General features: G+C 75.0%; 18 protein-coding genes. 9 read left to right on the top strand and 9 right to left on the bottom strand.

Translation table 11 applies throughout. The features are described from left to right. Positions 1 to 75: 75 nt before the first annotated feature. Genes K304_RS33840 through K304_RS0101030 form a run of 3 tightly spaced genes read right to left on the bottom strand, consistent with a single transcriptional unit; the run spans position 76 to position 2,302 of the window. On the bottom strand, positions 76 to 579 hold the full coding sequence (locus tag K304_RS33840; protein WP_486591538.1) for a hypothetical protein: 504 nt from the start codon (positions 577 to 579) through the stop codon (positions 76 to 78). Beyond that, positions 471 to 1,535 (bottom strand): lysophospholipid acyltransferase family protein, encoded by a 1,065-nt coding sequence (locus K304_RS26640; protein ID WP_486591537.1) that lies wholly within the window; start codon positions 1,533 to 1,535, stop codon positions 471 to 473. The genes K304_RS33840 and K304_RS26640 overlap by 109 nt, the downstream gene beginning before the upstream one ends. Beyond that, positions 1,532 to 2,302 (bottom strand): GNAT family N-acyltransferase, encoded by a 771-nt coding sequence (locus tag K304_RS0101030; RefSeq protein WP_037788917.1) that lies wholly within the window; start codon positions 2,300 to 2,302, stop codon positions 1,532 to 1,534. The genes K304_RS26640 and K304_RS0101030 overlap by 4 nt, the downstream gene beginning before the upstream one ends. Before the next feature lie 252 nt (positions 2,303 to 2,554). On the opposite strand from K304_RS0101030, the gene K304_RS0101025 reads away from it, so the two are divergent. Then, positions 2,555 to 2,980 carry an OsmC family protein gene (locus tag K304_RS0101025; RefSeq protein WP_027762220.1) on the top strand — a complete coding sequence of 142 codons (426 nt, stop codon included), beginning with the start codon at positions 2,555 to 2,557 and terminating at the stop codon, positions 2,978 to 2,980. Between the two features lie 27 nt (positions 2,981 to 3,007). Then, entirely contained in the window at positions 3,008 to 3,901 is an 894-nt protein-coding gene (locus K304_RS0101020; RefSeq protein WP_027762219.1) for a DNA-formamidopyrimidine glycosylase family protein, read from the top strand. A 71-nt stretch (positions 3,902 to 3,972) separates the two neighbouring features. Here K304_RS0101020 and K304_RS0101015 read toward each other — a convergent pair whose 3' ends face one another. Continuing rightward, positions 3,973 to 5,715: a pyruvate dehydrogenase gene (locus tag K304_RS0101015; RefSeq protein WP_027762218.1), complete on the bottom strand. Its 1,743-nt coding sequence runs from the start codon at positions 5,713 to 5,715 to the stop codon at positions 3,973 to 3,975. A gap of 204 nt (positions 5,716 to 5,919) precedes the next feature. On the opposite strand from K304_RS0101015, the gene K304_RS33545 reads away from it, so the two are divergent. From K304_RS33545 to K304_RS0100995, 4 genes are read left to right on the top strand one after another with little or no spacing between them, the layout of a single operon-like run. Then, a complete protein-coding gene (locus K304_RS33545) occupies positions 5,920 to 6,063 on the top strand; it encodes a hypothetical protein (RefSeq protein WP_199779543.1) in 144 nt (47 codons plus the stop codon). Beyond that, positions 6,060 to 6,635 carry a PRC-barrel domain-containing protein gene (locus tag K304_RS0101005; protein WP_027762217.1) on the top strand — a complete coding sequence of 192 codons (576 nt, stop codon included), beginning with the start codon at positions 6,060 to 6,062 and terminating at the stop codon, positions 6,633 to 6,635. The genes K304_RS33545 and K304_RS0101005 overlap by 4 nt, the downstream gene beginning before the upstream one ends. Continuing rightward, on the top strand, positions 6,635 to 7,132 hold the full coding sequence (locus K304_RS26635; RefSeq protein WP_158687283.1) for a hypothetical protein: 498 nt from the start codon (positions 6,635 to 6,637) through the stop codon (positions 7,130 to 7,132). The genes K304_RS0101005 and K304_RS26635 overlap by 1 nt, the downstream gene beginning before the upstream one ends. A 7-nt stretch (positions 7,133 to 7,139) precedes the next feature. After that, the gene (locus tag K304_RS0100995) at positions 7,140 to 7,550 is read left to right on the top strand and encodes a VOC family protein (protein ID WP_027762216.1); all 411 of its coding nucleotides are present in this window, start codon (positions 7,140 to 7,142) and stop codon (positions 7,548 to 7,550) included. Between the two features lie 19 nt (positions 7,551 to 7,569). On the opposite strand, the gene K304_RS0100990 is transcribed toward K304_RS0100995, so the two are convergent. Then, positions 7,570 to 7,944: a membrane protein gene (locus tag K304_RS0100990; protein ID WP_027762215.1), complete on the bottom strand. Its 375-nt coding sequence runs from the start codon at positions 7,942 to 7,944 to the stop codon at positions 7,570 to 7,572. A 43-nt stretch (positions 7,945 to 7,987) separates the two neighbouring features. Then, positions 7,988 to 8,884: a GGDEF domain-containing protein gene (locus K304_RS31530; protein WP_051307613.1), complete on the bottom strand. Its 897-nt coding sequence runs from the start codon at positions 8,882 to 8,884 to the stop codon at positions 7,988 to 7,990. Between the two features lie 225 nt (positions 8,885 to 9,109). Between K304_RS31530 and K304_RS26625 the strand changes: the two genes are divergently transcribed. Next, entirely contained in the window at positions 9,110 to 9,622 is a 513-nt protein-coding gene (locus K304_RS26625; RefSeq protein WP_051307611.1) for a helix-turn-helix domain-containing protein, read from the top strand. Here K304_RS26625 and K304_RS0100975 read toward each other — a convergent pair. From K304_RS0100975 to K304_RS0100965, 3 genes are read right to left on the bottom strand one after another with little or no spacing between them, the layout of a single operon-like run. Then, positions 9,594 to 11,036: an FAD-dependent monooxygenase gene (locus tag K304_RS0100975; protein ID WP_051307609.1), complete on the bottom strand. Its 1,443-nt coding sequence runs from the start codon at positions 11,034 to 11,036 to the stop codon at positions 9,594 to 9,596. The two genes, K304_RS26625 and K304_RS0100975, sit on opposite strands and share 29 nt — an antisense overlap. Then, entirely contained in the window at positions 11,033 to 12,220 is a 1,188-nt protein-coding gene (locus K304_RS0100970; protein WP_027762213.1) for an MAB_1171c family putative transporter, read from the bottom strand. The genes K304_RS0100975 and K304_RS0100970 overlap by 4 nt, the downstream gene beginning before the upstream one ends. 4 nt (positions 12,221 to 12,224) lie before the next feature. Further along, a complete protein-coding gene (locus K304_RS0100965; RefSeq protein WP_027762212.1) occupies positions 12,225 to 12,752 on the bottom strand; it encodes a hypothetical protein in 528 nt (175 codons plus the stop codon). Between the two features lie 222 nt (positions 12,753 to 12,974). Here K304_RS0100965 and K304_RS0100960 point away from each other — a divergent pair, with 222 nt between their 5' ends. Next, the gene (locus K304_RS0100960) at positions 12,975 to 13,520 is read left to right on the top strand and encodes an MOSC domain-containing protein (RefSeq protein ID WP_027762211.1); all 546 of its coding nucleotides are present in this window, start codon (positions 12,975 to 12,977) and stop codon (positions 13,518 to 13,520) included. Between the two features lie 188 nt (positions 13,521 to 13,708). Beyond that, positions 13,709 to 16,084 carry an excinuclease ABC subunit UvrA gene (locus K304_RS0100955; RefSeq protein ID WP_027762210.1) on the top strand — a complete coding sequence of 792 codons (2,376 nt, stop codon included), beginning with the start codon at positions 13,709 to 13,711 and terminating at the stop codon, positions 16,082 to 16,084. Positions 16,085 to 16,144 lie beyond the last annotated feature (60 nt).

The raw sequence follows: 16,144 nt of genomic DNA, 5'->3' as shown, positions 1-16,144 counted from the left end.
ACGGAACCTAGCCCACGCGGTGGCGCCGCGCCAGCGTCCCGTCCGGACGGTTCCCGGGCGGGCGGGGACGTCACGTCAGGCGCCGGCCAGGGCCCGTTCGGCGAGGATGATGGTGACGAATCCGCACGCCAGGACGGCCGTGGCGACACGGGTGCGGCCGCGGCGGCTGAGCACGATCGCGGTGCCGGAGAGTATGAGGGCGACGCCGTAGCCGCCGACGGTCAGCAGGGACGGGGCGCTGCCGAGGCGCAGCACCAGCGCCACGGCGACGACGCACATGACCACACCGGACACCACCGCGCGCACCCGGCGCGCCTGACGCGGCGTCATTCCCGTGCGCGGTTCCGGGAGTTCGGCCTCGTCCTCGTCGCCTTCCGCGTCGCCCCCGTCGCACTCGCGGTCCCCGTCGGACGCCTCGCCGGGCCCGTCCTGGGATGCGGTGCCGGGAGGCGTCGGCGGGCTCTTCGTGGTCAGCGAGACGGGCGGCGCGGCGCCGGCACCCGCGGGCTCCTCGACGGTACGGTCCTCCCCCCGGCGCTCCTCCGAGCCGTCCACCTGGTCGTCCCCGTGCGCGGCCATCGCCGAACCTCACCTTCCCCTTCCCCCGGCCCCCTGCGGTGGCCCGGGAAGGGGAGGTTACCCGCACGGATGATCGCCCGCCCGGCCGCCCCGGCGAGTGCGGCGCGGGAGCGGTGCGCGCCGGCCGGTATCACCGGCAGCACCGCGACTTCGGCGGCCAGTCCCCGCGCGGCGATCACCCGGCGCAGGGACGCGAGCAGGGTGTCGTCGCCGACGAACGCGGCGACGGTCGCGGTGCCGTCCGGGCGCCCGCCGCCCCGCGGCGAACGACTCCCGGCGCCGGGCGGGCGCCGGAGGTAGCGGACGGCGACGGGCTGCACCGGCACCCCGGCGTCCAGGGCCGCCTGGAAGACGGCGTTCCGGTACCGGCCTCCCCGGCCGCGGCCGCACCACGTGCCGCCCTCGGGAAAGGCCACCACGGTGGATCCCGCGCGCAGGAGCCGCGCCAGTGCGGCGATCGTGCCGGGCAGCGCCCGGAGACGTGCCCGGTCCACGAACACCGTGCCGCCCCAGGCGGCCAGCCGGCCCAGCGCCGGGTAGCCCGCGATCTCCGCCTTGGCCAGCATCCGTCCGGGCCGTACGGCCGCGAGCAGCACGACGTCCAGCCACGAGATGTGGTTCGCGACCACCAGCACCGGCCCGGCGGGGGGCGGGACGGCGGTCGGCCGCAGGTGGACGCCGAGGGCGCGCAGCAGGGTCCGGGCCCAGAGGCGGGCGGCGGCCGCTGCGACGGGCCGCCCGCGGACCGCGGGGGCGCAGACGAGGCCCGCGGCGAGGACGGCGGCCAGCGCGCCCCACCGGGCCAGGCGCCGGGCGGGGCCGACGAGGGGCGTGGCGGCGGGCAGGCAGCGGGCGGTGGTGCACGCCGGGACGGGCAGCCAGGGGTGTGGCCCGGCTCGGGTGCCGCTCCCCCGGCAGCCGTCCCCGCCCGCGCCGGTCACGCCCGCGCCGGTCACGCGGGGACCAGGGAGAGGAAGTGCCGCAGGTAGCGGGGGCTGATGCGGCGCACGTCGAGCAGCACGTACAGGTCGGCCACGCCGAACGCGGGGTCGTGCGCGGGCGGGCCGCACACCTGGGCGCCGAGCCGCAGGTAGCCCCGGAGCAGCGGCGGCAGCCGGTGCGCCGCGACGGGTGCCGTGTCGTGGCTCCGCGGCGGCAGCCAGGGCAGGTGCGGGCGCACGCGGTACGTCTCGGGCGCGAGGTGGCGTGCGGCCACGGTCCGCCATACGGCGGCCGCCTCCGCGCCGCCGTCGGCGAGCGGCAGCGAGCAGCAGCCGGCCAGCCAGTCGAGTCCGCGGTCGGTGAGGTAGCGGGCGATGCCGGCCCACATCAGGGAGATGACACCGCCGTCGCGGTGGGCGGGGTGCACGCAGGAGCGGCCCACTTCGACCAGGTCCGGCCGCAGGCCCGCGTGCGCGGAGAGGTCGAACTCGGTCTCGGCGTAGAGGCGTCCCGCGATCCGGGCGCGTTCGGGCGGCAGCAGCCGGTAGGTGCCGACGGCTTCCCCGGTGAGGGTGTCGTTCACCAGCAGATGGTCGCAGTAGGCGTCGAACGGGTCGATGTCGAGGCCCGGTTCCGGGCCGGTGAGCCGGGCTCCCAGCTCACCGGCGAAGACGTCGTGGCGCAGGCGCTGCGCGGCGCGTACCTGGGCCTCGTCCCGGGCCAGGGAGACGGTGTAGCGGGTGGGTGCGGCGGCGGGCGGGGGCGGAGCGGTGGTGGTCATGCCCCCGTTGATGCCGGACCGGCCTGGATTCGACGTGACAGGACAGGGGACCCGGGGTGTGGGCCCCCTGAACTCCGCCGCCGGCCTCTCCCCCGGTGGCCGTGGGGCGAAGACGCGACGACGGCGCGGGAACGCTCCGGCCGCGTGCCGCGCTCGACTTCACGCCCGTGGGGGCAGAGGATCGGGGGCGCGGGGACGCCGCGGCTGCTGCCGCGCCCCGCAGACCGGACGGATGAGAGGGAAGGACTGATCGTGGCCACCACGCGCACCGCACACACCGTATGGAACGGCGCTCTGCAGGACGGCGAGGGAACCGTCACCTTCGACTCGTCCGGCATCGGTTCGCAGCCGGTCTCCTGGCCGTCGCGTGCGGAGGAGCCGAACGGGAGGACCAGCCCGGAGGAGCTGATCGCGGCCGCCCACTCGAGCTGCTTCTCGATGGCGCTGTCCGCCGGTCTGGGCAAGGCGGGCACGCCGCCCACCCGCCTCACCACGCAGGCCGAGGTGACCCTGCAGCCGGGCACCGGCATCACCGGCGTCCACCTGACCGTCGAGGGCGAGGTGCCGGGCCTCGACGAGAACGCCTTCGTCTCGGCGGCCGAGGACGCCAAGAAGAACTGCCCGGTCAGCCAGGCGCTGACGGGTACCGAGATCACCCTGTCGGCCAAGCTGGCCTGACGGCCGGCGCACCACCGGAGGTTCCCCGTGCCGGAGCTGCCCGAGGTCGAGGCGCTGCGCGGTTTTCTGACCGAACGGCTCGCGGGCCGCACGGTCGACCGCGTGCTGCCGGTGGCGGTGAGCGTGCTGAAGACGTACGACCCGCCGCCGGCGACGCTGCACGGCCGTACCTTCTCCGGGGCCGGGCGGCACGGCAAGTTCCTCGACCTGGCCTGGTCGGGGGACGGCGGCGCGCTGCATCTGGTGGTGCACCTGGCCAGAGCGGGGTGGCTGCGGTGGCAGGACGCGCTGCCGGCCGCACCGCCCCGCCCCGGGCGGGGGCCGCTGGCGCTGCGCATGGCGCTGGCCGACGACCCGGCGACGGGCGCCGGGGGCGACGGGTTCGACCTGACCGAGGCCGGCACCCGGAAGGGTCTCGCGGTTTACCTGGTGCGGGATCCGCAGGAGGTGCCCGGCGTCGCCCGGCTGGGACCCGACCCGCTCGGCGAGGGCTTCACCCGGGAGGCGTTCGGCGCACTGCTGCGCGGTGAACGGCGTCAGGCCAAGGGCCTGTTGCGGGACCAGAGCACGATCGCCGGCATCGGGAACGCGTACTCGGACGAGATCCTGCACGTGGCGCGGATGTCGCCGTTCCGCCTCGCCGCCGACCTCACCGAGGAGGAGACGGACCGGCTCTACGACGCCGTCGTCGGCACGCTGCGGGACGCGGTGGAGCGGTCCCGGGGGCTGGCGGCCGGCGACCTGAAGGCGGAGAAGAAGACCGGCATGCGGGTGCACGGCCGTACCGGGCTGCCCTGCCCGGTGTGCGGCGACACCGTGCGGGAGGTGTCGTTCAGCGACTCCTCGCTCCAGTACTGCCCCACCTGCCAGACGGGCGGCCGGCCGCTGGCGGACCGGCGCATGTCGCGGCTGCTGAAGTGAGCCTGCGACCCCGTCGCGCGCACCTCGGCCTGACCCTCGCAGCCTGCCCGCCCTCGCAGCCCCTCCGCCCGCTACGGCCGGGGGATGTTGCGCAGGTTGGCACGGGCGAGGTTCAGCATGTCGCCGACGCCGCCCTCCAGCACGGTCCGCCCGGCGGCCAGGGCGAAGCCACGCACCTGCTGCAGGCTGACGTGTGACGGCACGGACAGCGCGTTGGGGTCGGTGACCAGCTCGACCAGGGCGGGGCCCGGCGTGGCGAAGGCCTCGCGGAGCGCGTCGGCCACGCCGGTGGGCTGCTCGACGCGCCAGGCGGGGATGCCTGCGGCCTCCGCGAGGGCGCCGTGATCGACGGCGGGGCTGTCGGTGCCGTAGGCGGGAAAGCCGTCGACCATCATCTCCAGCCGGACCATGCCGAGCGACGCGTTGTTGAAGACCACGATCTTCACCGGCAGGTCGTACTGCCGCACCGTCAGCAGTTCGCCGAGCAGCATGGCCAGTCCGCCGTCCCCGCAGAGGGCGACCACCTGCCGCGCGGGGTCGGCGCACGCCGCGCCGACGGCGTGCGGGAGGGCGTTGGCCATGCTGCCGTGCGAGAACGAACCGATGACGCGCCGACGGCCGTTGGGCGTGAGGTACCGGGCCGCCCACACGTTGTTCATGCCGGTGTCGACGGTGAACACCGCGTCGTCGGCGGCGAGGCGGTCCAGGACGCTGGCGGCGTACTCGGGGTGGATCGGCACGTGGTGGTCGACGTTGCGCGTGTACGCCTCGACCGCCGTGGTCAGGGCCCGTTCGTGGCGGCGCAGCATCGACTCCAGGAACCGCCCGTCGGCGGACGGGCGCAGCAGGGGCAGCACGGCCTCCAGGGTGGCGGCGACGTCCCCGTGCACGGCCAGCCGCAGCGGGGTGCGGCGGCCCAGGCGCCGCGCGTCGTGGTCGATCTGCACGGTGTGCGCCTGCGGCAGGAACGCGTCGTAGGGGAAGTCCGTGCCCAGCATCACGAGCAGGTCGGCCTCGTGCACGGCGTCGTGGCAGGCGCCGTAGCCGAGCAGACCGATCATGCCGACGTCGTACGGATTGTCGTACTGCACCCACTCCTTACCGCGCAGCGTGTGCCCGACGGGCGCGTGGAGCGTCTCCGCCAGCCGCATCACCTGCCCGTGGGCGCCGCGGACCCCGGCTCCGCAGAAGAGGGCGACCTTCCGCGACGCGTTGAGCACCCCGGCCAGCTCCTCGACGGCGTGCGGCGCCGGGACGACGGTGCCGCACGCCGGGGTGGGCGCGCTCTGCCCGGTGGGCAGCGGGGCGGGCTTCGCCGCGACGTCTCCGGGCAGCACCAGCACCGACACCGTGGAGCCGCCGAGCGCGTGCTGGGCGGCGATGCGCGCCAGGCGGGGCATCTGCTCCGGCTGGGAGAGCAGCTCGCACCAGCCGGCGGCCTCGCCGAAGAGCTGCTCGGGGTGGGTCTCCTGGAAGAAGCCGGTGCCGATCTGCACGGCCGGGATGTGGGAGGCGACGGCGAGCACGGGGGCGGCACTGCGGCGGGCGTCGTACAGGCCCTGGACGAGGTGGGTGTTGCCCGGGCCGCAGGAACCGGCGCACGCCGCCAGCCGGCCGGTCACCTGCGCCTCGGCGGCCGCGGCGAAGGCCCCGGCCTCCTCGTTGCGCACGTGCACCCATTCCAGTGCACCGCCGGAGCGGCGGATGGCGTCGACGAGCGGGTTGAGGCTGTCGCCGACGACTCCGTAGACCCTGCGGGCACCCGACTGGATCAGCACCTGGACGAGCTGGTCGGCGACGGTGGCGGCGGCCATGGCATCCCCTTCGCTGGGCGGTCCCGGGCTCGAGCGTAGGGGCGGCTGCGGGGAGGCGCGCGCCGTGCCGGGCCGGGGCCGCGGCCCCGGCCCGGCCGCCCGCGTCCCGCCCCCGTGGACAGCGCGCGCCCGGCGTCCGATCATGGGAAGGGCTTGTGCACGGGCCCGTGCCGGCCCTTTCCCCGTGATGCGGAGGGACGAGCGATGGACTGGTGGCTCTGGGTGGTCCTGATCGTGGTGGTCGCGGCCGTCCTCGCCGGCTCCCTGCTGTGGGTGCAGGCGCGGAGGCGGCAGGGCGGCGTGATCGCGACCGGGCGCGGCCGCGGCGGCCGGAGGGGTCCGAGGTGACCGCCCTGCTGCTCGCAGGCGAGCTGACGCAGCGGCCGGTGGTGACCCTGGGCGGCGAGGCGGTGGCGCAGATCAAGGACACCGTGTTCGACCGCGCGGCGGGCGCGGTCGCCGGTTTCACGCTCAGCGGGCGCGGTCTGTTCTCCGGTCCCAAGCGGAGGAGCCTGCCGTGGTCCGGCGTCCACGCCCTGGGCCGGGACGCGGTGATGATCCGGGACGAGGACGTGTTCGAGAGCCGGGGCGACGTCGTGGCGCGGGCGGAGGCCCGGGGCGGGGACGTGCTGGGCGCGCGCGTGCTGACCGACGACGGCACCGATCTGGGCGAGGTCGTCGACGTGGTCCTCGAGACGGGTGCCGGGGTCGCGAAGGCCGTGGGGTACGAGATCGCCTCGACGGCGGCACTGGGCCGCCAGGAGCGCCGCGTCTACCTGTCGCTGCCCGACACGCTCGCCGTCTCCGGCGAGTCGCTGGTGGTGCCGGCCGTCGCGGCCGAGTTCGTCGCCGAGGACCTGCCGGGTTTCGCCGAGACGGTCCGGGCCTTCCGTGAACGGCTCCGGAAGGGAGCGCCGTGATGCTGCTGACGCAGGCGCTGGGCCGGAAGGTGGTGGGCGTCGACGACGCGTCGACGCTGGGCACGGTGTCCGGCTTCGTGGTGCGCCCGGACGAACCGCAGCTCGCCGCGCTGCGGCTGCGGCGCCCCGGAGGGCGTGGCGCGGTGCTGCCGTGGGCGCGCGTGCGGGCGGTGGGCGCCGACGCTGTGATGGCGGTGGTCGCCCCCGCGGACGCGGCGGAGGGCACGGAGACGGCCGAGGGGCCCGCGCTGAGCAAGCACGCCGTCAAGCACGGCGAGGTGCTCGGCAAACGGGTGCTGACCGACCGGGGCGAGGAGGTGGGCGAGGCGACCGACGCCGAGTTCGACCCGGAGTCCGGCGCGCTGCTCACCGTCCTGGTCGGCGAACAGGCGCTGGATGCGGGCCGGATGACGGGGCTGGGTTCGTACGCGCTGGTGCTGCGCGCCGGCGGGACGTCGTCGGATGCGGGCACCGGGGCGGTCGCCGGGGAAGGGTGACGGGGGTATGCGGGGACGACGGGTCGCGGCGCCTGGCGCGCCGCGGGCGGCACGGGCCGACTACTGGGGGCCGGTCCTGGAGTGCCCGGACCCGCACGCCCTGGCCCGCTTCTACGCCGAGCTGCTCGGCTGGGAGCTGGCCAAGGAGGACGCGGACGGCGCGGCGCTGATCCCGCCGGACGGGGTCGCCTATCTCGGCTTCCAGCACGCGCCGGGGTACGTGCGGCCCGTCTGGCCGGCACGGGAGGGCGAGCCGCGCATCACGATGCACCTCGACTTCGAGGTGTCCGACCTCACCGCGGCCGTGGCCCACGCCCGCGAACTGGGCGCCGAGCCGGCCTCCCACCAGCCCCAGCCGAACGTGCGGGTCCTGCTCGACCCCGCCGGCCACCCGTTCTGCCTGTACGTCGACGCGTGACCCGCCGGGCGCGGGCGCCTCAGCGCTCCGCGTGGTGGGCGACGTGGAGGGCCCAGAGGACCAGCGGGGCCTGCAGGGGGAGGCGGGCGTAGGCGCCGTACCGGAGGGGCGCCGGGCGGTCCCGCCAGTCCCGGGCCATGCGGACGTTGGCCGGGAAGACGGCCGCGAAGAGCGCCGCCGCCGCGTAGCCGCCCAGCCTGCGCGTGCGGGGGTGGGCCACGGCCGCGCCGACGGCGAGTTCGGCCGCGCCGCTCAGGTGGGTCCAGCGGCGGGGCGGACCCGGGAGGGACCGCGGGACGATCGTGTCGAACGGCTCCGGGCGAGCGAAGTGCAGGGCGCCGGCACCGATGAGCAGCGCCGCCAGGCGGCGCGCCGTACGGTCGGGGTGGGGCACGGTGTCTCCGTTCGTGGAATCCGCGGACCCGACAGAGGTTACTTCACGGTAACCCGACGCGTGGCGACGGTGGCCGCCCCAGCGCCTCGGTGAGCACCCGGTGCAGGTGCTCCGCCGCGGCGGAGCTGAGCACGAGTTCGTCGGGCCCGCCGCGGGCGTCCTGCCCGAAGGAGGCGAGGGGTATCCGCACCTCGTCGGCACCGGGACCGCCCCCGGAAACACCCACCGGAGCGCCCGCCCCGCCGCCGCGCACGGGTCGCGCCGGCCGCCGGACGCGGGAGCGCCGGGGCCGCGGCAGCGACGACCCGGCCGCCTCCCCCGGGGCGCCGTCCACGCCGCAGACGAGGTCGCCGCCGGCCCGCTTCGCGGCCCGCAGGCCGACGTCGGCGTCCAGCAGCAGGTCGCAGACCGCGTCGGCGCCGGTGCGCACCGCTGCACCGGCGGCGGACTGCTCCGCGGCGATGCCCATGGAGACGGTCTGCCCGTCGATGGTGACGGTCGCGCTGCGGCTGGCGCGCGCCGGGATCACCAGCGCCCGGACGGCTGCCTGGGTTCGACGGGCCGTGACGGCCGCCTGGGCGGCCGTGGCGCCGGGCAGCAGGATCAGGAACTCGTCGCCCGCGTGACCGCCGTAGCGGCCGACGATGCCGCCCTCGACGTCCGCGAGGACGCCGGCGACGGCGCGCAGCACGGCGTCACCGGCGAGGTGGCCGTAGGTGTCGTTCACGCTCTTGAAGGAGTCGAGGTCGACGAGGATCAGTGCGACCGGCAGGCCGCCGTTCCGCGCGGCCGCGACGGCCTCCGTCGCGCGCCGGTCCCACTCGTGCCGGTCGAGCACCCCGGTGAGCCCGTCGACGAGGGGTTTGCGGCACGTCTCGCAGTACGCGTCGGCGGGGGACGGCGCCGGGTGTTCCTCGGCCGCCCGGTGAGCGGTGGTCATCGATGGCCTCTCCCGACGTGAGGGAAGCGCGGGTCTGCTGCGCGTCGCCCCGTGAACGGCAACAACTTCCGTCTGGTGCATCAACCCGTTCCACTCAACCCGTAGTTGAGCAGTCGCACTGTGTGAGTCTAGACTTGTGACGACCGCTCATGTCAACCACTGGTTGAAAATGACGACGTGAGATCGTCGGGAGATCGAGCGGTGCGTCGTGGAGGTGAGGGAGCGGTGCCCGAGCAGGAGGGGCGACCGACGCTGGCCGAGCACCTGGACCGGCTGTTCGAGGACATCCGACCGCACGGCGCCGGGGGCCGCCGTTACACCAACGAGGAGGTCGCCACGGCGATCCGCAGGGCCAACCCGGGCATCCGGGTGGGCGGCGCCTACCTGTCGGCGCTCCGCAAGGGCACCAAGCGGAATCCCGCCACCGAACTGCTCGCCGCGCTGGCACGGTTCTTCGGCGTCCCCGTCGCCTACTTCCTCGACGACCCCACGGCCGCGGGCACGGACGCCGAGATCCAGCTCGCCCGGGTGGCGCACAACCTGGGCGTGCGCCACCTCGCCCTGCGCGCACTGGAGTTGTCGCCCGAGGGCTTGGCCGCCGTGACCCGGATCGTCGAGAACGTACTGGAGGGGGAACCGCAACCGGCCGACGGTCCGGCGGCTCCCGGAGCGGAGCCGCCGCCGCGCCCGCAGCAGCCGCCGCACCAGGTCAGGCGGCGGACCGGGGGCCCGGACTGAGCCGTGCGGCGGCCCGCTCCCGTGCGGTCAGCGGAGGCCCCGGCGGGGCGGGCGCACGCGGGCCGCGCAGCGCGGCCGCCAGCACCCGCGGCCGGAGCAGGCTGGCGGGCGGCTTCTCCAGCGTCATCACGTCGTTGACGGCCCGGGCCGTCTCGCCGGAACCGGTGGAGGTGGACATCAGCCGGCCGACGAAGCGGGCGGCGAGCCGCTCCCGGATCGTGGGACGCCGCCCGGCGGCGCCGGGGTAGAAGACGTCCTGGCCGACGGCCAGGTCCCAGGCGGCGGAGGCGTGCCGCGCGACGGCCCGCTGGGCCCGCCGCGCCGTACCGGGGGCGTGCAGGCCCCACGCGGAGACCGTGTCGCCGAGCGCGGCCGCGCCCTGCGCGGCGACCGCCATGCCGTGCCCGTAGACCGGGTTGTACGCGGCCACCGCGTCGCCGACGACCACGAACCCGTCGGGCCACGCGGACAGCCGCTCGAAGTACCGGCGGCGGTTGGCGGTGGTGCGGGTGACGACCACGCCGGTGAGCGGTTCCGCGCCGGCGATCAGGTCTCCCACGACGGGGTGGCGCAGGGAGCGGGCGAAGTCCACGAAGGCGTCCGGGTCTGCCGTCGGCTCGCCGCCGCGGGTCCCGGAGAGCGTCACCAGCCAGCGCCCGCCCTCCACGGGTTCGAGGACGGCACCCCGCCCGGGGACGCCGGAGCGCGGATCGGCCTGGACGAAGACGACGGGGAAGGGTTCGGTGCCCTCGGGCGCCCGGTAACAGCGGGTGGCGTACACCAGGCCGGTGTCCAGCCGGGTCTCCCGCGGAACCGCGGCCCCCAGCCCGGCGAGCCAGGCGGGGGCGCGCGACCCGCGCCCGCAGGCGTCCACCACGAGGTCGGCGCCGAGGGTGCGTTCGCCGCCGGCGGTGCGCAGCCGCAGGCCGGTGACGCGGCGTGCGTCCCCGGTGGGGCCGAGCGCCTCCGCGCTGTCGAGCACGGCCACGTGGGGGTGCTGCCGGGCCAGTTCACGGCGCACCACCTGGTCGAGCAGGTCGCGGCTGCACAGCAGGATGCTGTGGGTCTGCGGCCAGCGGGGGAACCAGCCCTGCGGCGACTGCACGAGCATGTCGGTGGGCATCGCCAGGCGCCGTGCCCCGCGCTCCTCCAGACGCTCCGTCACGCCGGGGAGCAGCCGCTCCATGGCCCGCACGCCGCCCGGCATGAACAGGTGCACGTGTGCGGCCTGCGGCAGTCCCCGGCGGGACTGCGGGTGCCGGGGCAGGGTGTCGCGTTCCACGACGGTGATCTCGTCGGCCCGCCGGGCGAGGGCGGCGGCGGCGAGCATGCCGGCGAGGCTGCCGCCCACGACGACGGCCCTGCCGGGGCCGGTTCTGTCTCCGGGGGGTGCGGGGGCCGGGGTCTCGTTCATGAGGCGGCGACGCTTCCTTGCCGGTCCGCGCGATGACGGAGATCTGCAACGACGGGGTGGCGCAGTGCCCCGGACACCTCGACGAGGTCGAACGGGCGCTCGGGCGCGAAGGGCTGAGGGTCTCCGCCCTGCGCGGCCGCGGGTAACGATGGCGGGCGGCCGGTCTTGGCCCGGACGGCGACCACCGTGACGGCGGCGTCGGCGATGGCGTCGGCCTCCTGCGGCGTCGCCCCGTACCGCAGGGCGGTCGCGTGCGCGCGGCGCCGGAGGTCCGCGTCGAAGTACGGAGTGAGCAACAGCAGTCCGTCGTGGATGTCGGCGCGGCGCTGGGTCAGCAGCAGTTCGGGCGGGGACCAGCGGGGCATGCGGACCACTCCCGTGCCGGGCACGGCGTCGCGCAGCTCCCGCCACAGCGGCTCCAGCCGCCGGTAGGTGCGGTGCGCCCGCCATCGCGCGGAGGCCCGCTGGCCGGTCATCGGCAGCAGGAAACCCATCCCGATGACCACGCCGGACAGCGAGGCCACGGGCGGCGCGACGTCGGTGCTCAGCCAGTCCCAGTCGCGGCCGGCCCAGCGGGCGAGGACGGCCGCGAACTTGACCGAGTCGTAGACGATGTTCAGCAGGTAGCCGAGGACCATCAGGACGACGCCGGCGCGCAGCCAGCCGTGGATGTGCCGCACCCAGCGCCAGCACAGCACGGTGGTGGCGACGACGGCGACGCTGTGCGCGGTGAGGTACAGCACGATCATCTCGCGCATGAAGGGCGTGCGCGCGTAGTAGGTGTCGAGGTCGCGGAGCCGTTCGACGGGGGCCTCCGCGAGTGCGAACAGCACCACCAGCGCCACGACGACCGCGCTGTAGACGCCGAGGCACCAGCGCGTCGCGCGGCGGACGGCCCGCGGGTCCCCGCCGCGCCAGTTGACGACGAGGATCAGGCAGCTCGCGCAGAACGCGGTGAGCACCGAGTACACCAGCGGGGCGGAGAAGTTGGGGACGCCGGTGACGTCGTTGACGGCGGCGATGGTCGGCGGTGCGGCGAGGCAGAACACGGCGGCGGCGATGAGCAGCAGGCCGCCGACGGAGAGCATCAGCGGATCGCGCCGGTCGCGGACGAGCCCGGGCAGCCGGCAGAGGAACGCGGTGGCGGCGACGGCGGCCGGGACGTAGTACGCGAGGGCGTGCACGCCGTCAGTCCAGCCGGGCGCGGTAGCCCAGCGAGGTGCCGATCCGGCCGCCGGGTCCGTCGCCACGCTGCCCCCGGCCCTGGAGCACGGCGCGGCAGCGGGTGCTCAGCAGCAGTCCGAACGCTTCGGCCTCCCGCTCCTCCGGCTCGCCGAGATGGGTGCGGGCGGCGACCCGGGCCACCGTCTGCCGCAGGTCGACGTCGTCGGCGAGCAGCCTCGCGGCGACCGCCGCCCCGTCCAGCCGGTGCCCGGCGTGACCGCGCACCATGTGGCCGAACTCGTGCGCGAGGATGAGGAGTTGGTGGTCCGGGTCGGTGCGTTCCTCGACCACGACGAGGTCCCGGTCGTCCGTCGCCAGCCACAGCCCGCTGGCGGTACCGGCGGGGAAGGGCACCAGCCGGAACTGCACCGGCCGGCCGCGCTGGGCGGTCATCCCGGCGCACAGGGCGCCGAACAGGTCCGCCGGCGTGACGGGGTCGGGCAGCCGGTCGATTCCCGACAGGCGGAGCACCGTGCCGCACTGCCGCCGCATCTCCCTGTCGATGCTCACGTCTCTTCCCCACCCCCGGGCCGTGTCGCGGGCGACATGATATCCGACTGTAGCAATCCCATGACACCGCGTTAACCGTGTGCCAGGGGTGCTCTGTGCTCCGCCTGCCTCCCGGAGCCCGCCGCCTCCGTGACGCGTCGGCGGGCGGGACTAGGATCGGAGGCGGTCATGTGCCTTCAGGCACCGCGATGCGAGGGGGTCCGGATGACGGGCGGAACGGTCAGGGCGGTCAGCAGCAACCCGGAGTACGCGTTCACCAAACCGAACCGGGCGAGCGTCACGCTCCTGGCCGGGCTCGGCGTGGAGGGCGACGTGCACGCCGGGGAGACCGTGAGGCACCGCTCCCGGGTGGCGAAGGATCCGACGCAGCCGAACCTGCGGCAGGTCCACCTCATCCACGAGGAGCTCTTCGCCGAGGTGGCCGCCGAGGGCTTCGCGGTGCGCCCCGGCGATCTCGGGGAGAACGTCACGACGGCAGGCGTCGACCTGCTCGCCCTCCCGACCGGCACGCTGCTGCGGCTCGGCGCGGACGCCGTCGTGGAGGTGACCGGGCTGCGCAACCCGTGCGTCCAGATCGACGGCTTCCAGGACGGCCTGCTCAAGCGCATGGTCCACCGGGACGAGGACGGCGGTCTGGTGCGCAAGTCCGGGATCATGGGTGTGGTCCGGGCCGGCGGCGTGGTGCGCCCCGGCGACCCGATCGCCGTCGAGCTCCCCGCCGCACCGCACCGGCCGCTCGAGAAGGTCTGAGCCGACGGCTGTCCGCACCGGCCGGACGGCTGCGGCGACGGGTGAAGCGCGCCCCGCGGGCGGTGGAACCGCACGTCAGGCGGGTTGTCAGTGGCGGTCGGTAGGTTGGGCGACGCTGCGGGGTGCGGGCCGGGACGCGCCGGTCCGCCGCAGCACCGCTCAGCCGCCACCGTCAGGGGGATCCGCCCATGCCGCCCGCACCCGCCGAGCCCGGACTGCCCGTACCGTCCGCAGATCCCCGACCCTCCGAAGATCCCGGACTCTCCGGGCCCGCCCCGCAGTCCGGGGCATCGGGCCCCGTCCACCCCGCGGACGGGCACGGGTTCATCCAGGTGCGGGGAGCGCGGGAGAACAACCTGCGGGACGTGTCGCTGGACCTGCCCAAGCGCCGGCTCACCGTGTTCACCGGCGTCTCCGGCTCCGGGAAGTCCTCGCTGGTGTTCGGGACCATCGCAGCCGAGTCGCAGCGGCTGATCAACGAGACGTACACCGCGTTCATCCAGTCCTTCATGCCCAGCCTGGGCCGTCCGGACGTGGACGGCCTGCACAACCTCAGCGCGGCGATCGTGGTGGACCAGGAGCGGATGGGTGCCAACTCCCGCTCCACGGTCGGCACCGCGACCGACGCGTACACCATGCTGCGGATCGTCTTCAGCCGCCTCGGCACCCCCTACGTCGGCCCGTCCACCGCCTTCAGCTTCAACACCCCCGACGGGATGTGCCCGGACTGCGAGGGCGTCGGCGAGGTCTCCGACATCGACCTGGACGAACTGCTGGACCGGAGCCTGTCGCTGAACGAGGGCGCGGTGAGGGCTCCCGGCTTCTCGGTCGGCTCCTGGTACTGGCAGGTGCTGGCGGAGTCCGGCCTGTACGACCCGGACACCCGGCTCGAGGACTTCACCGAGACCGAGTGGGAGGACTTCCTGCACAAGCCGGCCACCAAGCTGAAGATCGGGTCTCACAACATCACCTACGAGGGCCTGCTGACGAAGGTGCAGCGGGTCTACCTCAGCAAGGACCGGGACTCGATGCAGTCCCACCTCCGCGCCTTCGTCGACCGCGCCGTGAAGTTCACGGCCTGCCGCGCCTGCGGCGGCACCCGGCTGAACGCCGCCGCGCTCTCGTCCCGGATCGGCGGGGTGAACATCGCGGCGTGCTCGGCGATGCAGATCAGCGACCTCACCGCGTTCCTGCGCGGCGTCGACGGGCCATCGGTGGCGCCGATGCTGGCGAGTCTGCGGCACCTGCTGGAGTCGCTGGTGGAGATCGGCCTGGGCTACCTCAGCCTGGACCGCGCCTCGGCCAGCCTGTCCGGCGGCGAGGCGCAGCGGGTGAAGATGGTGCGCCACCTCGGTTCCAGCATCACCGACGTCACCTACGTCTTCGACGAGCCGACCATCGGCCTGCACCCGCACGACATCCAGCGGATGAACGGCCTGCTGCTGCGGCTGCGCGACAAGGGCAACACCGTGCTGGTGGTGGAGCACAAGCCGGAGGTCGTCGCCATGGCCGACCACGTCGTCGATCTCGGTCCGGGCGCGGGCAGCGAGGGCGGCCGGATCTGCTACACGGGCGACGTGGCGGGGCTGCGCCGGTCCGGCACGCTGACGGGCGAGCACCTCGGACACCGGGTGCGGCTGCGTGAGGAGGTGCGCAAGCCCACCGGGCAGCTGTCGATCGAGGGCGCCTCGCTGCACAACCTGAAGAACGTGAGCGTGGACGTCCCGATGGGTGTGCTGACCGTCGTGACCGGTGTCGCCGGGTCGGGCAAGAGTTCGCTGATCCACGGCTCGCTGCCCGGACGGGACGGCGTGGTCGTGGCCGACCAGTCGCCGATCCGTGGCTCCCGGCGCAGCAACCCGGCGACGTACACCGGGCTGCTCAACCACATCCGCACCGCCTTCGGGAAGGCGAACGGCGTCAAGCCCGCCCTGTTCAGCGCCAATTCGCAGGGCGCCTGCCCGAAGTGCAACGGCATCGGGCTGGTCTACACCGACCTGGCGATGATGGCGGGCGTGGCCTCGGTGTGCGAGCAGTGCGAGGGCAGGCGCTTCACCCCGGAGGTGCTGGGCTACACGCTGCGCGGCCGCAACATCAGCGAGGTGCTGGGCATGTCGGTCGCCGAGGCGCACGACTTCTTCCCCTCCGGGCAGGCGCACACCGTCCTGGGCCGGCTGATGGACGTCGGTCTGGGCTACCTGCACCTCGGCCAGCCGCTGACGACGCTGTCCGGCGGCGAGCGGCAGCGGGTCAAGCTCGCCATCCACATGGCGTCCAGGGCGGCGACGTACGTGCTGGACGAGCCGACGACCGGGCTGCATTTGGCCGACGTGGACCAGCTGCTGGCGTTGCTGGACCGGCTGGTCGACGCGGGGAACACGGTGGTCGTCATCGAGCACCACCAGGCGGTGATGGCGCACGCGGACTGGCTCATCGACCTGGGGCCGGGAGGCGGCCACGACGGCGGCGAGGTCGTCTTCACCGGCACCCCGGCGGAGTTGGTCGCGCACGGCGACACCCTCACGGCCCGTCACCTGCGCAGCTACGTGGGCGCCGACGCCTGACGGGGGCGCGCCGCAACGCGACGGCGCGGAAGCCGGCGGACGGAAGCAGGCGAGCCGGAA

It is taken from the genome of Streptomyces sp. CNS606 (genome assembly GCF_000426325.1).
This window is presented reverse-complemented; position numbering and strand designations above follow the sequence as displayed.

Excerpts from the sequence above, each read along its gene's own strand:
- K304_RS0100965 (WP_027762212.1), bottom strand. The coding sequence starts at position 12,752 with ATGCGGCGGCAGTGCGGCACGGTGCTCCGCCTGTCGGGAATCGACCGG.
- K304_RS0100955 (WP_027762210.1), top strand. The coding sequence starts at position 13,709 with ATGCCGCCCGCACCCGCCGAGCCCGGACTGCCCGTACCGTCCGCAGAT.
- K304_RS33545 (WP_199779543.1), top strand. The coding sequence starts at position 5,920 with ATGGACTGGTGGCTCTGGGTGGTCCTGATCGTGGTGGTCGCGGCCGTC.
- K304_RS26635 (WP_158687283.1), top strand. The coding sequence starts at position 6,635 with ATGCTGCTGACGCAGGCGCTGGGCCGGAAGGTGGTGGGCGTCGACGAC.
- K304_RS0101030 (WP_037788917.1), bottom strand. The coding sequence starts at position 2,302 with ATGACCACCACCGCTCCGCCCCCGCCCGCCGCCGCACCCACCCGCTAC.
- K304_RS0100960 (WP_027762211.1), top strand. The coding sequence starts at position 12,975 with ATGACGGGCGGAACGGTCAGGGCGGTCAGCAGCAACCCGGAGTACGCG.
- K304_RS0100995 (WP_027762216.1), top strand. The coding sequence starts at position 7,140 with ATGCGGGGACGACGGGTCGCGGCGCCTGGCGCGCCGCGGGCGGCACGG.
- K304_RS0100975 (WP_051307609.1), bottom strand. The coding sequence starts at position 11,036 with ATGAACGAGACCCCGGCCCCCGCACCCCCCGGAGACAGAACCGGCCCC.
- K304_RS33840 (WP_486591538.1), bottom strand. The coding sequence starts at position 579 with ATGGCCGCGCACGGGGACGACCAGGTGGACGGCTCGGAGGAGCGCCGG.
- K304_RS31530 (WP_051307613.1), bottom strand. The coding sequence starts at position 8,884 with ATGACCACCGCTCACCGGGCGGCCGAGGAACACCCGGCGCCGTCCCCC.
- K304_RS0101015 (WP_027762218.1), bottom strand. The coding sequence starts at position 5,715 with ATGGCCGCCGCCACCGTCGCCGACCAGCTCGTCCAGGTGCTGATCCAG.